This window comes from Bradyrhizobium sp. USDA 4473, from assembly GCF_054063335.1.
Genome location: NZ_JBSSGE010000001.1, coordinates 4,893,463 through 4,907,180 on the forward strand (window position 1 = coordinate 4,893,463; position 13,718 = coordinate 4,907,180).

General features: G+C 66.1%; 11 protein-coding genes. 3 read left to right on the forward strand and 8 right to left on the reverse strand.

Annotated features, from left to right (window positions below; translation table 11 throughout):
* Positions 1 to 99 precede the first annotated feature (99 nt).
* From ACVW17_RS22835 to ACVW17_RS22845, 3 genes are all read left to right on the forward strand, one after another.
* The gene (locus ACVW17_RS22835) at positions 100 to 711 is read left to right on the forward strand and encodes a DsbA family protein (RefSeq protein ID WP_456754008.1); all 612 of its coding nucleotides are present in this window, start codon (positions 100 to 102) and stop codon (positions 709 to 711) included.
* Positions 711 to 1,685, forward strand: coding sequence for an NADPH:quinone oxidoreductase family protein (locus ACVW17_RS22840; RefSeq protein WP_456754009.1), 975 nt, complete (start codon positions 711 to 713; stop codon positions 1,683 to 1,685). Before ACVW17_RS22835 ends, ACVW17_RS22840 begins: the two co-directional genes overlap by 1 nt.
* A 112-nt stretch (positions 1,686 to 1,797) precedes the next feature.
* Positions 1,798 to 3,843 (forward strand): methyl-accepting chemotaxis protein, encoded by a 2,046-nt coding sequence (locus ACVW17_RS22845; protein ID WP_456754010.1) that lies wholly within the window; start codon positions 1,798 to 1,800, stop codon positions 3,841 to 3,843.
* Here ACVW17_RS22845 and ACVW17_RS22850 read toward each other — a convergent pair whose 3' ends face one another.
* From ACVW17_RS22850 to ACVW17_RS22885, 8 genes are all read right to left on the reverse strand, one after another.
* The gene (locus ACVW17_RS22850; RefSeq protein ID WP_456754011.1) at positions 3,844 to 4,521 is read right to left on the reverse strand and encodes an esterase/lipase family protein; all 678 of its coding nucleotides are present in this window, start codon (positions 4,519 to 4,521) and stop codon (positions 3,844 to 3,846) included.
* Entirely contained in the window at positions 4,518 to 5,408 is an 891-nt protein-coding gene (locus ACVW17_RS22855; RefSeq protein WP_076858572.1) for a crotonase/enoyl-CoA hydratase family protein, read from the reverse strand. The genes ACVW17_RS22850 and ACVW17_RS22855 overlap by 4 nt, the downstream gene beginning before the upstream one ends.
* 136 nt (positions 5,409 to 5,544) lie before the next feature.
* Complete coding sequence (locus ACVW17_RS22860; RefSeq protein WP_456754012.1) at positions 5,545 to 6,963, reverse strand: amidase; 1,419 nt, start codon at positions 6,961 to 6,963, stop codon at positions 5,545 to 5,547.
* Positions 6,956 to 8,128, reverse strand: coding sequence for a M20 aminoacylase family protein (locus ACVW17_RS22865; protein WP_456754013.1), 1,173 nt, complete (start codon positions 8,126 to 8,128; stop codon positions 6,956 to 6,958). Before ACVW17_RS22865 ends, ACVW17_RS22860 begins: the two co-directional genes overlap by 8 nt.
* A 5-nt stretch (positions 8,129 to 8,133) precedes the next feature.
* Positions 8,134 to 9,654 (reverse strand): M81 family metallopeptidase, encoded by a 1,521-nt coding sequence (locus ACVW17_RS22870; protein WP_456754014.1) that lies wholly within the window; start codon positions 9,652 to 9,654, stop codon positions 8,134 to 8,136.
* A 363-nt stretch (positions 9,655 to 10,017) separates the two neighbouring features.
* On the reverse strand, positions 10,018 to 11,667 hold the full coding sequence (locus ACVW17_RS22875) for an ABC transporter ATP-binding protein (RefSeq protein ID WP_456754015.1): 1,650 nt from the start codon (positions 11,665 to 11,667) through the stop codon (positions 10,018 to 10,020).
* A gap of 177 nt (positions 11,668 to 11,844) precedes the next feature.
* Positions 11,845 to 12,732, reverse strand: a complete 888-nt coding sequence (locus tag ACVW17_RS22880) for an ABC transporter permease (RefSeq protein WP_456754016.1) — start codon at positions 12,730 to 12,732, stop codon at positions 11,845 to 11,847.
* 3 nt (positions 12,733 to 12,735) lie between these two features.
* Complete coding sequence (locus ACVW17_RS22885; RefSeq protein ID WP_456754017.1) at positions 12,736 to 13,680, reverse strand: ABC transporter permease; 945 nt, start codon at positions 13,678 to 13,680, stop codon at positions 12,736 to 12,738.
* Positions 13,681 to 13,718 lie beyond the last annotated feature (38 nt).

Here is a 13,718-nt window from a genome sequence, read left to right on the forward strand (position 1 = left end):
CCGGAATCCATAACCACCATCGTGAGTATGGATTCCGGGCTCGCGCCGAGCGGCGCGCCCCGGAATGACGAAACTGAGACCACAACACAAGGAAACGCCATGATCGAATTCTTCTTCGACTGTTCCAGCCCGTGGACTTACCTCGCCTGGCACAACATCCAGCCGCTCGCGAAGGAGTTCGACGTTGATATCGCCTGGCGACCGATCCTGGTCGGCGGCATCTTCAACACCGTCAATCCGTCGGTCTACGCCCAGCGTGAGAAGCCGGTGCCGCTGAAGGCGCGCTACATGAAGAAGGATCTCGCCGACTGGGCGCGCTCGGCGGGGCTTGCGATCAAGATGCCGCCGACGGTGTTTCCGGTGAACAGCGTCAAGGCCATGCGCGGCTGCATCCTTCTCGGCAACGAGAAAATGGTGCCGTTCGCGCGCGCGGTGTTCGAGGCCTATTGGGGCGATGACAAGGACATCTCGCAGGATGCGGTGCTGAGCGAGATCTGCACCAGGCTCGGGATCGACCCGGCGCAGTTCTTCGCCGGCATCGGCGACCAGGCGATCAAGGATCAGCTCAAGGCCAACACCGAGGAGGTGATGGCGCGCGGCGGTTTCGGCTCGCCCACGATCTATCTCGACAAGACCGACATGTATTTCGGCAACGACCGCCTGCCGCTGATCCGCGAGGCGCTGGCCCGCCTCAAGGCGCGAGCCGCCTGATGCCGAAAGCCGTCGTTTGCCGCGAGCTCGGGCCGCCCGAGCGCCTTCAACTGGAGACCTTCGCCTCGGTGCCGTTGCAGCCGGGGCAGGTGCGCGTTGCGATCCGCGCCGCGGGGATCAATTTCCCCGACATCCTGATGGCCGCCGGCGAGTACCAGCTCAAGCCGCCGCTGCCCTTCACGCCGGGCTCGGAAGCCGCCGGCGATGTCGTCGAGGTCAATGGGGCATCCGGTGTCTCCGTCGGCGACAGGGTGATCGTCAAGATGCGGTTCGGCGCCTATTGCGACGAGACTGTCGCGGTGCCGTCGCAACTCGTGCCGGTGCCGTCGACCTTCGACTATGCGGAAGGCGCGACCTTTCTTGCCGCGCACGGCACCGCATATCATGCGCTGATCGACCGCGGGCAGATCAAGCCGGGCGAGGTGCTGCTGGTGCATGGCGCCGGCGGCGGCGTCGGACTTGCCGCGGTCGAGATCGGCAAGCTGCTCGGCGCCACCGTGATCGCGGCGGCCTCCAGCGAGGAGAAGCTTGCGATCGCGAAACAACGTGGCGCGGATCATCTCGTGCTCTATGCGCGCGAGCCGTTCCGTGATGCGGTCAAGCGCCTCACCGACGGCCGCGGCGCCGATGTCGTGTTCGATCCGGTCGGCGGCGAGGTGTTCGAGAACTCGATGCGCTGCATCAACTGGGGCGCGCGGATTCTCGTCGTCGGCTTCACCGGCGGCATCGGTCTCGCCCGCACCAATCTGTTGATGATCAAGAGCGCGAGCGTGCTCGGCGTTCGCGCCGGCGAGGCGGTGCGCAAGGATCCGGCGCTCGGCGAGGTCAGGTTCAAGGCGCTGAGCGAATGGGCCGAGGCCGGCCGGGTGCGGCCAAATATCTCACACCGGCTGCCGCTGGAGGACTACGCGAAAGCGATGCGGCTGTTGATTGAACGCAAGGCGATCGGGCGGGTGGCGCTAATCACTCGGTAGAACTACGTCCTTTGCACGCGTTCTGCGCAGCGCCTGCCAAAAACTTCGGCGGCGCCGCCGCAGGGCTTTTTTACCAATCGGATGTAGGCATGATCCAACCGGGGGTTGAATCATGTTGAAGAACACCAGGATACTCTATCGCATTGCGTTCTCCGCCTTGCTGCCGCTGATCGCGTTTGCGGCGCTGGCAATCTACGACATCTCGGCGAAATGGTCGGTTCGTTCAGACATCGCCCGGATGCAGCCGGTCGCCGAGGGCGTCGGCAGGCTCAGCCGGTTGGTGCACGAGCTGCAGCGCGAGCGCGGCCTGTCGTCGGCCTATCTCGGCAGCAAAGGCGCGCAGATGCGCGGCGAGCTTGGTGAGCAGCGCAAGCGCACCGATGCGGAGCGGACGACCGCCGAGTCAGCGCTCGTGGATCTCAAACAGTCGGGAACCGGGGATCTGGCCGCGGCCGCGCAGGCGGCGCAAGATGCCATCGGTCAGCTCGGCCAACGCCGCACCGACATCGATGGGCTCGCGATCACGCCACCGGCGGCGGTCGGTTACTTGACCGATACGATCGGCCGACTGATCACGGTGATCACCGGCATTGCGAAGCTCAGCGGCGACGACGAGATTTCGAAATCTATCGCCGCCTATGCCAATCTGATCGAAGGCAAGGAGCGCGCCGGGCAGGAGCGTGCTGCCGTCGCCGGCGGCATCGCTGCGGGCCACTTCGAGCCGCAGCTCTACGTCCGCGCGGTTGGACTTGCGGCGGCCCAGGAGAGTTTCTTCAGTGCGTTCCGCGCCGTCGCGTCGCGGGAGGCGCGAGAGCTGTTCACCCGAACGCTGTCGGGCGGCGCCATCGATACATTCAATGCCATGCGCAAGACGGTGGAGCAGGGCGGGCTCGCGGGCGACTTAAAGTCGCTCGACAGCAAATCCTGGTTCGACGCCGCCACCGTCCGGATCGATATGCTCAAGACGGTCGAGGACGGCCTTGCCGTCGAATTGTCGCGCCTGATGGCCGACAAGAAGACAGAGGCGACCATGAGCCTCGGCGTTGTCGCCGGAATGATGCTGCTGGCGCTGCTTGCGGGATCGCTCGCCGTGCTGGCGATGGCACGCAGCATCACTGTGCCGATCAACACGCTGGCCGGCAACATGACCGGGCTGGCGGAAGGACATCTCGATCTCGAGGTCGACGCCACCGATCGCGGCGACGAGATCGGCGTGATGGCGCGCGCGGTGCGGTTCTTCAAGGAAAGCATGATCCGCTCCGCCGAGCTCGCCGCGAAGGATAGTGAGGCCGCCAACCAGCGCGCGGCCCGCGTTGCGCGCGTCGACGACCTCACCAACCGGTTCCACGATGACATCGGTACGGTCATCGACGCGGTGATATCGGCGTCGGCCCAGCTCGAGGCGACGGCTGCGCTGATGAGCCGCAGCGCCGGCGAGACCAGCGAGCAGGCCGCCAATGTTGCCGGCGCGACGCAGGCAGCGTCCAGCAACATGCAGACGGTCGCTGCTGCAACCGAGCAGTTGTCGGGCTCGGTCGGCGAGATCGGGCGGCAGGTGACGCAGTCGGCGCAGATCGCGCAGCGTGCCGCAGCCGACGGGCGGCGCACCAATGAGACGGTGCAGGGGCTGTCCGCCGCGGCGGAGAAAATCGGCGACGTCGTCAAGCTGATCAGCGAGATCGCGAGCCAGACCAATCTGCTGGCGCTCAACGCCACCATCGAGGCGGCCCGCGCCGGTGACGCCGGCCGCGGCTTTGCCGTTGTCGCCGCCGAGGTCAAGACGCTAGCAGAACAGACCGCGAAAGCGACCGACGATATCCGGGCGCAGATCGGCGCGATCCAGGCGACGTCAGGCGACGTCGTGACCGCGATCCGGAGCATGACGGTCACGATCGACGAGATCAACGAGATCGCCTCATCGATCGCAAGCGCGGTTGAAGAGCAGGGCGCGGCGACCCAGGAGATCGCGCGCAATGTTCAGCATGCGGCCAAGGGCACCGGCGACATCTCGGCCAATATCGGCGCAGTCACAGGCGCGGCGGAAGAATCGGGAGCGGCTGCGGGCCAGGTGCTTGAGGCTTCCCAGGACCTGTCGCGCCAGTCGGCGCGGATGCGGGGCCACGTCGAGAGCTTCATCGGCAGCATCAGGGCCGCCTGATCAGCGCATCCTTGCGAACGTCCCGTCTCGCAAGAAGGCAATCGTCTGCGCGATCGCCTCGTGGTTGCGCACCAGCCAGGGGTGCGAGGTGCGGATCACGATGTGATCGGCCATGCCGTCGAGCCTGGTGTTGGCGACCGACACCCTTCCGTCATGCGGCCGCGGCAGGCCGATCGACGTGATCGGATAGACCGAGCGGTTGCCGGCGATGATGCCGGCCTCATAATCGATCGGCGGCAGCAGTGCGCTGGTCGCGGCATCGCGGCGGGTGACGAGCTGCTGGCCGGCCGGGCCGAAGAAGGCGCGATAGGGGGCGAGGTTCTTCAGGCGGTCTGCGATCTCGCTGCCGCCGTTCGGTGTGCCCAGCATCACGACGCGGCCGAGCCGCGTGGGGCGATGCCGTGCCAGATAGACGCGGGCCAGAAGGCCACCCATCGAATGGCAGACGACATGCACGGCGCCATCGAGGTTCCGCGCGAAGCGATCGAGCGGCGGGTGGATGTCCTCGGCCAGCGCATCGAGCGGCTTGCGCCGGCTGTCATAGTCGAGATTGAGGGTGGCGAAGCCGGCGTCGTTGAGTGCCAGCTCCATCCTGCGAAACGAACGCGCCGTCCTGCTGATGCCGTGCAGCAGGACGACGCCGTCAGATGGTGACGCCGCGTGACGCCGTTCGCTCACTTATAGTCGCGCTCCTGCCACCATGGGAAATAGTCCGGCATGTCGGACGAGACCTTGTTCTTGAACTGCGCCGGGCGCTTTTCCAGGAACGACACCACGCCTTCCTTGACGTCCTCGGAGCGGCCGCGGGCATAGATGCCGCGGCTGTCGACCTTGTGCGCTTCCATCGGATCGTCGGCGCCCATCATGCGCCACATCATCTGGCGGATCAGCGCCACCGAAACCGGCGCGGTCTTGGCCGCGAACTCCTTGGCGAGCGCGCGCGCGGTCGGCAGCAGCTCGTCCGGCGGCACCACCTTGCTGACCAGCCGGCCGGCGAGCGCTTCCTGCGCCGGGAACACGCGGCCCGAGTAGCACCACTCCAGCGCCTGCGAGATGCCGACGATGCGCGGCAGGAACCAGCTCGAAGCGGCCTCCGGCACGATGCCGCGCTGGGAGAACACGAAGCCGAAGCGCGCGGCTTCGGAGGCAATGCGGATATCCATCGCGAGCTGCATGGTGACGCCGATGCCGACCGCCGGGCCGTTCACCGCGGCGATCACGGGCTTCAGGCACTTGAATATCCGCAGCGTCACCTGGCCGCCGCCGTCGCGGACCTGCGGATCGCTGTAGTCGACGCTGCCGTCGGCGTTGCGCTTGACCGGGCCGCGCCGCGCGTCGCGGTCGAACGTATTGGCGCCGGAGGAGAGATCGGCGCCGGCGCAGAAGCCGCGGCCTTCGCCGGTCACGATGATCGCCCTGACGTCGTCGTCCTTGTCGGCCTTGTCGAACGCGTCGATCAGCTCCTGCTGCATCGTGGCGTTGAAGGCGTTGAGCTTGTCGGGCCGGTTCAGCGTGATGGTCAGGATCTGCTCGGCGACCTCGTACTTGATCGTCTCATACGCCATGGGGATGATTTCCTCTCGGTTTTCTTGAATGAACGGCGCTGGCGCGCGTCTCCATTCAGTTAACCCGGCAATCATCCCTTGTGAAGAAGTCGGATGCGCGAGGTTGGCTCCGCGCATCCGCACTTGCGTTGAGGCGCTACTTCTTCGGTGGCGCGGGCCACGGCTTCTGCGGGCCGCGCAGGCCTTCGAATGCCTTGCCCATGCCGAGCACGCCGATGTCGTCGAACCGGCGGCCGATGATCTGGACGCCGATCGGAAAGCCCTTCTTGTCGTAGCCGGCGTTGATCGACAGCGCCGGATTTTCCGACATATTCCACGGCACGGTAAAGCAGATGTGCTCGAACGGCTTCGCGGGGTCGTTGAGTGGTGCTGCAAACTCCGCCGGGAAGTTCACCACCGGCGACACCGGCGAGATCACATAGTCGACCTCACAGAACAGTTTTGCGGCGGCCGCGCGGATCGCCATCGTCTGGTTGAAGCCGCGCACCACATCGACGCCGGAGAGTTTGGCGCCGGCCTCGGCCCAGTTGAGGATGTAGGGCAGGGTCTTGCCGCGCTCGGCCTCGGACAATTTCGACAGCTCGTCCCAGGTCCGCGCCCGCCAGAAATTATCGAGGCCTTCGAGCATCTCGGGCGTCAGGATGCCGTCGATCTCAGTGATCACGGCGCCGGCGGACTCGAACGCCTTGGCCGCCTTGACCACGACCTCGCGGACTTCCTTCTCGACCTTCTGGCCGGATCCGGCATCGAGCATCAGCCCGATACGCAGCTTGCGCGGCGACTTCTCCAGCGCCTTCCAGTTCACTTCCAGCGCCGGCAGGCTCATGCCGTCGCGGCGGTCGGGGCGCGACAGCACGCTCATCATCAGCGCGGCGTCGTCGACGGTGCGGGTCATCGGCCCGGCGACGCGGCCGACATAGGGCGGGTCGATCGGCACGCGGCCGAGGCTCGGCTTCAGCGCGACGAGGCCGCACCAGGAGGCCGGCAGCCGCACCGAGCCGCCGATGTCGGTGCCGAGATGCAGCGGCCCGTAGCCGGCGGCGCCGGCCGCGCCAGCGCCGGCGCTCGAACCGCCGGGGTTCTTGCTGACATCCCAGGGATTGCGGGTCAGGGGATGGAACGACGACAGCCCGGACGACAGCATGCCGTAATCTGGCATCGTGGTCTTGGAGAAGATCACGCAGCCGGCTTCGCGCAACCGCGCGGCGGGCGGCGCATCCTTTTCCGCAGGCGTGAGCTTGACGCTCGCAGCACCCAGCGGCACCGGCTGGCCCTTGGTCGCGACGTTGTCCTTGATGGTGACGGGCACGCCGTCGAGCGTGCCGGCCGGCTCGGCCTGCTGCCAGCGCTCGGTCGACGCCTTGGCGACTTTGCGCGCTCCATCCGGGTCGTACAGGTAGAGCGCCTTGATGTGCGGCTCCCAGGTCGCGACCTGGGAGATGATTTCCTCCAGCACCTCGGAGGGCGAGAACTGCTTGGCACGATAGCCGGCGAGCAGGTCGACGGCGGAGAGATCGTGCAGCGATGTGATGGCGTCCGCTTTCGGCTTATGCATGCGCACCTACCGGCATGCGTTTCTCGATGATGCGCGCGAACATGCTGGCGCCGATCGGCAGGATCTTGTCGTCGAGAACGTAACCGGGATTGTGCACGGGCACTGAACCATCGTGGCCGACCCAGAAATACGCACCGGGAACAGCCTGCATCATGTCTGCGAAATCCTCGCTGCCCATCTTGGGCGTCGAGCGGGTGATCACCTTGGCCGGATCAACCACAGTTCGCGCGACGTCCTCGACCACGCGGGACTGCTCTTCCTGATTGACCAGCACGCTGAAGCCGTCGCGGATCTCGACCGAGATCTCGGCGCCATACGCGGCGGCAAAGCCGGCAGCGATCTCGCGCATGCGCTTGCGGATCAGCGCGCGGATCTCCTCGGAGAAGCAGCGCACCGTGCCGCACATCCAGGCGTCGCCGGGAATGACGTTGTAGGCCGAACCGGAATGGATCTGGGTGATCGACAGCACCGCAGCCTGCAGCGGATCGACGTTGCGGCTGACGATCGACTGCAACGCCTGTCCGAGCGTCATGGCGATCACCACCGCGTCCTTGGAGCGCTCCGGCATCGCGCCATGGGCGCCATAGCCCTGGATCCTAATGTCGAAGAAGTCGGCTGCGGCCATCGCCGGGCCCGGCAGGATCGCGATCTCGCCATGGTTGAGGTCGGGCGCGTTGTGCAGGCCGTAGACCTCGTCGCAGGGGAACTGCTTGAACAGGCCGTCCTTGATCATGGCGCGCGCGCCGCCGAGGCCTTCCTCGGCCGGCTGGAAGATGAAGTGCACGGTGCCGTCGAAATTGCGGGTCTCGGCGAGATAACGCGCCGAGCCGAGCAGCATCGTGGTGTGGCCGTCATGGCCGCAGCCATGGAAGCGGCCGGGAATGGTCGAGCGCCACTTCAGGTTGGTGTTCTCTTCCATCGGCAGCGCGTCCATGTCGGCGCGCAGGCCGATCTTCTTGGTGCTGTTGCCCTTGCCCTTGAGCACGCCGACCACGCCGGTCCCGCCGAGGCCGCGATGCACTTCGATGCCCCAGCTCGTCAGCTTCTCGGCGACGATGCCCGACGTCCGCACCTCCTCGAAGCCGATCTCGGGATGCGCATGCAGATCCCGTCTGATGGCGGTGAGTTCGTCGGCAAAACTGTCGATGCGCTCAATGGTCGGCATGGTCTCTATCCGTTTGTGCGTGATGGGGAGGCGGGTGTGAAAGTCGGGCCGTTAGGCTTGATACGAATGCCCGGCCGCAAATGTTTCCACGGCAGCGTGGCGGGATCGGCGGGCATCGGCCCGGGCGCGGCGCAGATCAGCAGCTTTTCGGCGATCGGCTCGAAATCGGCGCGGAAATGCACCGAGCTCTTGTTGACCAGGATCTTCTGCGTGGTCGGCTCGATGCCGACATAGCGGTACATCGCCTGGTCCGCAAGCTGCGCCTTGTAGGAGCCGACCACCACGCGCACGTCGCCGATCCGCAGGCAGGCCGAAGGTCCCATATCCATGTCGCGGCCGCCGTAGAATGGCCCCGGCGCGACGAACCGGCCGTCGGAAAGCTTCTCGACGAGGAAGGTCTCGCGGTAAGGCGCATCGCCCGGAATACCGGACTTGCCGCCGAGATCGAGCGTGACCGTCGCACCGACGCCGGCCGCGTGCGCCGCGCGCGCCGATTGCGGGTCGCAGATCACGCCGGTGGCGGCACTTGCTCCGTTGCGCACCAGCGCACGCAGCATGCCCGTGGTGTCGGAATTGCCGCCGGCGCCGGGATTGTCCTGGGTATCGGCGATCACGATCGGCTTCGACGCCGATGCCGCTAGCTTCATCGCCAGCCGCACGCCCTCGTCGGGCGTATGGATCGGGCCGTCGAAATCGTTCTCGTGGCTTTCGACCAGCGCGGCGATGCTGTCGGCGGCGGCGTCGGCATCGGCCTGGGTCCGGCCATAGGCGAATACGCTCGGGCCGCAGTCCCTGATATCGGCGGCGGGAAAGCCGAACGCAAACGACAGCGTCGGAACCGCGTCGCTCTCGAGCGCCGCAAGCTTCTGATAGATGCCCTTGGCCGGCTGGTCGTTGGTGCATTGCCAGCTGATCGCGATCAGGAACGGCAGCTGCCGGAACGCCTTGGCGAGACGTTGCCCGGATTTGAGCAACAGGGCCAAATGCCTGGCGCAGGCGCGGCCGGTGTCGGCCATGTCGACATGCGGATAGGTGCGGTAGGCGATCAGTGCATCGGCATGTTCGATCATCTCGGGCGAGACGTTCGCATGCAGATCGAGGCTCGCAACCAGCGGAACGTCCTTGCCGATCGCCTTGCGCACGCGGGCGAGGACTTCGCCTTCGCCGTCGTCATAGTGCTCGGTCACCATGGCGCCGTGCAGGTCGAGATAGACGCCATCGATCGGCCCGGCGGCGACGATGCCGTCGACCATGTCCTTGACGATCCGCTCGAAGGCATCCTTCGTCACATGTGCCGACGGGGTCGCGCCGGTCGCAATCGTCGGCACCAGCTCCCAGCCATTGGCTTCCGCCGCCTCGACAAAGCCGGCGAGGCCGGCATTGATGTTGCGCATCACCTTGAGCACCTCGGCGCCGCGCGTCATCGACGGCCAGCCGCCGCCATGCACGAAGTCGTCATAGGTTGCCTTCGTCGGTGCGAAGGTGTTGGTCTCGTGCAGGAAGCCGCCAACGGCAATGCGGGTCATCAAGTTGGTCTCGATACGTTTCTTCGATCAAGGTGCGACTGGAATGGTTCGCACCACGATCCGGCCTCGTTGGTTGGAGCGCGATCTTTCGGGAAAACCAGTGCCCACCTTCCAGGTCATGCTCTCGCGCGCGACGTTAAGCGTGTCGTCGCGCCAAGCGCAAGCCGCGGAGCACTGCCGGATTTGCATGCCCTCAGCGCAGTCCGTCATTGCGAGCGGAGCGCCGTGGTGGCCCGGATGAAGCGAAGCGCAATCCGGGGACCTGCGCGCCGGATCGATCGCCCCGGATTTCGCGGAGCCTGTCATCGGGCGCGCGTTCGCGCGACCCGTTGGCTCCATCCGGGCTACGGGACAATTAAAGACCTAGGCCGTTGCCACAATGGCTTCCGAAACGGGACGGAAGTTCGCAAAATCCCAGCCGCGGCCCGGCGCCGCATCGAGCAGCGCGCGGGTGTAGGCCTGCTGCGGGTTGGTCAGCACCTCCGCCGCCGGTCCCTGTTCCACGACACGGCCGCGCTGCATCACGGCGACGTCGTCGCAGATCTGGGCGGCGACGCGCAAATCATGCGTGATGAACAGCAGCGCGATGCCCAGCCGCCGCTGGATTTCGTCGAGCAGCTCCAGAACCTGCGCCTGCACCGAGACGTCGAGCGCGGACACCGCTTCGTCCGCCACCAGCACGTCGGGATCGAGCGCCAGCGCACGTGCGATCGCGATGCGCTGGCGCTGGCCGCCGGAGAACTGGTGCGGGTAGCGCGAGATCGCGTCGGGCGGCAAATGGACCAGCTCGAGCAGCTCGCGGGCCCGTGCCAGCGCATCCTTGCGCGGCATGCCGTAATTGATCGGGCCCTCCGCGATGCTCTCGCCGACGGTGACGCGCGGATTGAGCGAGCGGTAGGGGTCCTGGAAGATGATCTGGATCTTCTGGCGATGCGGCTGCAACAGCCGCCGCGACAGCTCGGAGATCTCGCGGCCGGCAAGCCGCACGCCGCCGGAGGTCGGATCGATCAGGCGGACGATGCAGCGCGCCACCGTGGATTTTCCGGAGCCGCTTTCGCCGACGATGCCGAGCGTGCGGCCCTTGCGCAGCGTCAGCGTGACGTTGCTGGCGGCGGAGACCTCGCGGGCCTTGCCGTACAGCGAGCGCTCCCGGTAGACCTTGCTGAGCTCGTTGGCTTCCAGCACCACCGGCTCTTTCGTGTCGGGGCGTGGCGCGCGCGGCACGAGGCTCGGCACCGAGGACAGGAGGTTGCGGGTGTACTCCATCTTCGGCGTGCGCAGCACCTCCTGCAGCGGGCCGGCCTCGACCAGCCTTCCGTGGCGCATCACCGCGACGCGGTCGGCGATCTCCGCCACCACGCCCATGTCGTGGGTGATGAACAGAACAGCGGTGCCGTGATCGCGTTGCAGGTCGCGGATCAGCGTGAGGATCTGCTTCTGGGTAGTAACGTCAAGTGCCGTGGTCGGCTCGTCGGCGATCAGGAGCTTCGGTTCCAGAACCAGCGCCATCGCGATCATGATGCGCTGGCGCTGGCCGCCGGAGAGGCGGTGAGGGTAGGAGGAGAAGATGCGCTGCACGTCTGGCAGCCGCACATGCTCCATCATTGCCAAAATCTTCTGGCGCCGCGCGCGGGCGTCGAGATCGGTATGAGCGCGCAGCACCTCGTCGATCTGGCGTCCGACCGGCACGACAGGATTGAGCGCGGTCATCGGCTCCTGGAAGATCATCGCCATCCGCGTGGCGCGCAACTGGCGCAGCCGCCGGTCGGTGGCGGTCAGCAGCTCCTCGCCGACCAGTTTGACGCTGCCGCCCGACGGCACCAGCGTGCCCTTCTGCAACAGGCCCATCGTGGTCAGGGAGGTCACCGACTTGCCCGAGCCGCTTTCGCCGACCAGGCACAGCGTCTCGCCCTCGTGCACCCTTAGCGAGAGGTCGTCGATGATACGGTGCGCATCGGCCTTGCGGCCGAGGCCGACGACGAGGTTGTTGATGTCGAGGACGACGTTGGTCATGTCAGGCTCTCTTGGCGCGGCTGTGAGGAGCGAAGCAACGGGAACTATCCAATGTCATTCCGGGATGGTGCGCCAGCACCAGACCCGGAATCTCGAGATTCCCCGATGCGCACTGCGCATCTGAGGTTCGATGCTTCGCATCGCCCCGCAATGACGGCTTCAGAAGCGCTGAAGCCGTCACTTGCCCTCACGCTGCTTCATGCGGGGATCGAGCGCGTCGCGGGCGGCGTCGCCGATCAGATTGATGCTGAGAATGGCGATCGAGAGCAGCAGTCCCGGCCAGAAGATCAGCGACGGCTTGACCTGGAAGAAGGCGCGGCCCTCGGCCATGATGTTGCCCCAGGTCGGCGTTTCCGGCGAGATGCCGGCGCCGAGGAACGACAGGATCGCCTCGGTCAGGATCGCGGATGCGCAGACATAGGTGCCTTGCACGATCAGCGGCGCGATCGTGTTCGGCATCAGATGCCGCCACATGATCTTGGGCAGGCTGGAGCCGAGCGAGATCGCGGCCTCGACATAGGGCTCCTCGCGTGCGGTCAGCACCACCGAGCGCACCAGCCGCGCCACCCGCGGGATCTCGGGGATGGTGATCGCGACCATCACGGTCCAGATGCTGGCGCCGGACAGCGACACCACGGCGATCGCAAGCAGGATGGCGGGAATCGCCATCAGGCCGTCCATCACGCGCATCATCACCGCATCGACCCAGCGGAAGAAGCCGGCGACCAGGCCGATCACGAGCCCGATGGCGATCGAGCAGACGGCGGCGCCGAGCCCGATCACCAGCGAGATCCGCGCGCCGTAGATGACGCGCGACAACAGGTCGCGTCCATAGGCGTCGGTGCCGAGCAGATATTGCGCGCTCGACGGCTTCAGTCGCTGCGACGGCGTCAGCAAGAGTGGATCATGCGGCGCAAGGAGCGGCGCGAAGATCGCCATCAGGATGATGAGGGCAAGACAGATCGTCGCAACCGCGATGATCGGCGTCGAGGTCAGGAAGCCGAACTTGACGCGGAACGGCCGGGTGACGGGAATCGAGGCTTCGGGAAGGGTTTCGATCGCCATTGCTCAGTACCGGATACGAGGATCGAGCAGGGTGTAGGCGACGTCGATCAAGAGATTGACTGCGACATAGATGCCCGACGTCAACAAGATCATCGCCTGGATCACCGGATAGTCGCGCGCCAGCACCGCGTCGACGGTGAGGCGGCCGATGCCGGGCAGGTTGAACACGCTTTCGGTGACGACGACGCCGGAGATCAAGAGCGCGAAGCCGGAGCCGATCACGGTGATGACCGGGACCGCGGCGTTGCGCAGCGCATGGCGCAGCAGCACGCCGGTCTCGCCGATGCCCTTGGCGCGCGCGGTGCGGACGTAGTCCTCACCCAACACGTCAAGCATCGAGGCCCGCGTCATGCGCGCGATCAGCGCGACATAGATGAAGGAGAGGGTGCAGGTCGGCAGGATGATGCGTTCGAAGAACGGACCGAAGCCGGCCGAGATGCTCTTGAAGCCCTGCACCGGGACCCAGCGGAACGGGTAGATCGCAAACACCTGGATCAGCACATAGCCGATCACGAACACCGGCACCGAGAAGCCGAGCACCGACAGCCCCATCACGCAGCGGTCGATCCAGGTGCCGTGCTTCCATGCCGCAATGACGCCGAGCGGCACTGCGACCAGGATCGAGAGGATGATGGTGGCGAGCGCGACCGAGATCGACGGTTCGAGGCGCGGGCCGATCATCTCGAGGATCGGCTTGTTCGAGATCAGCGAGACGCCGAGGTCGCCATGCAGCAGCTTCGCGACCCAGGTGTAGAACTGGATGTAGATCGGCTCGTTGAGACCGAGCGAGGTCCGGATGCGTTCAAGCTGTTCCGGCGTCGCATTGTCGCCGGCGAGGATGGCGGCGGGGTCGCCCGGCGTCAGCCGCAGCAGCAGGAACACGAACAGGGCCACCACGCCCATCACGGGAATGGCGGCGAGGATGCGGCGAAGCAGATATCCGAGCAAATTGGATCCGTTGGGTTGTGGTCGATGAAGTCCCCAGC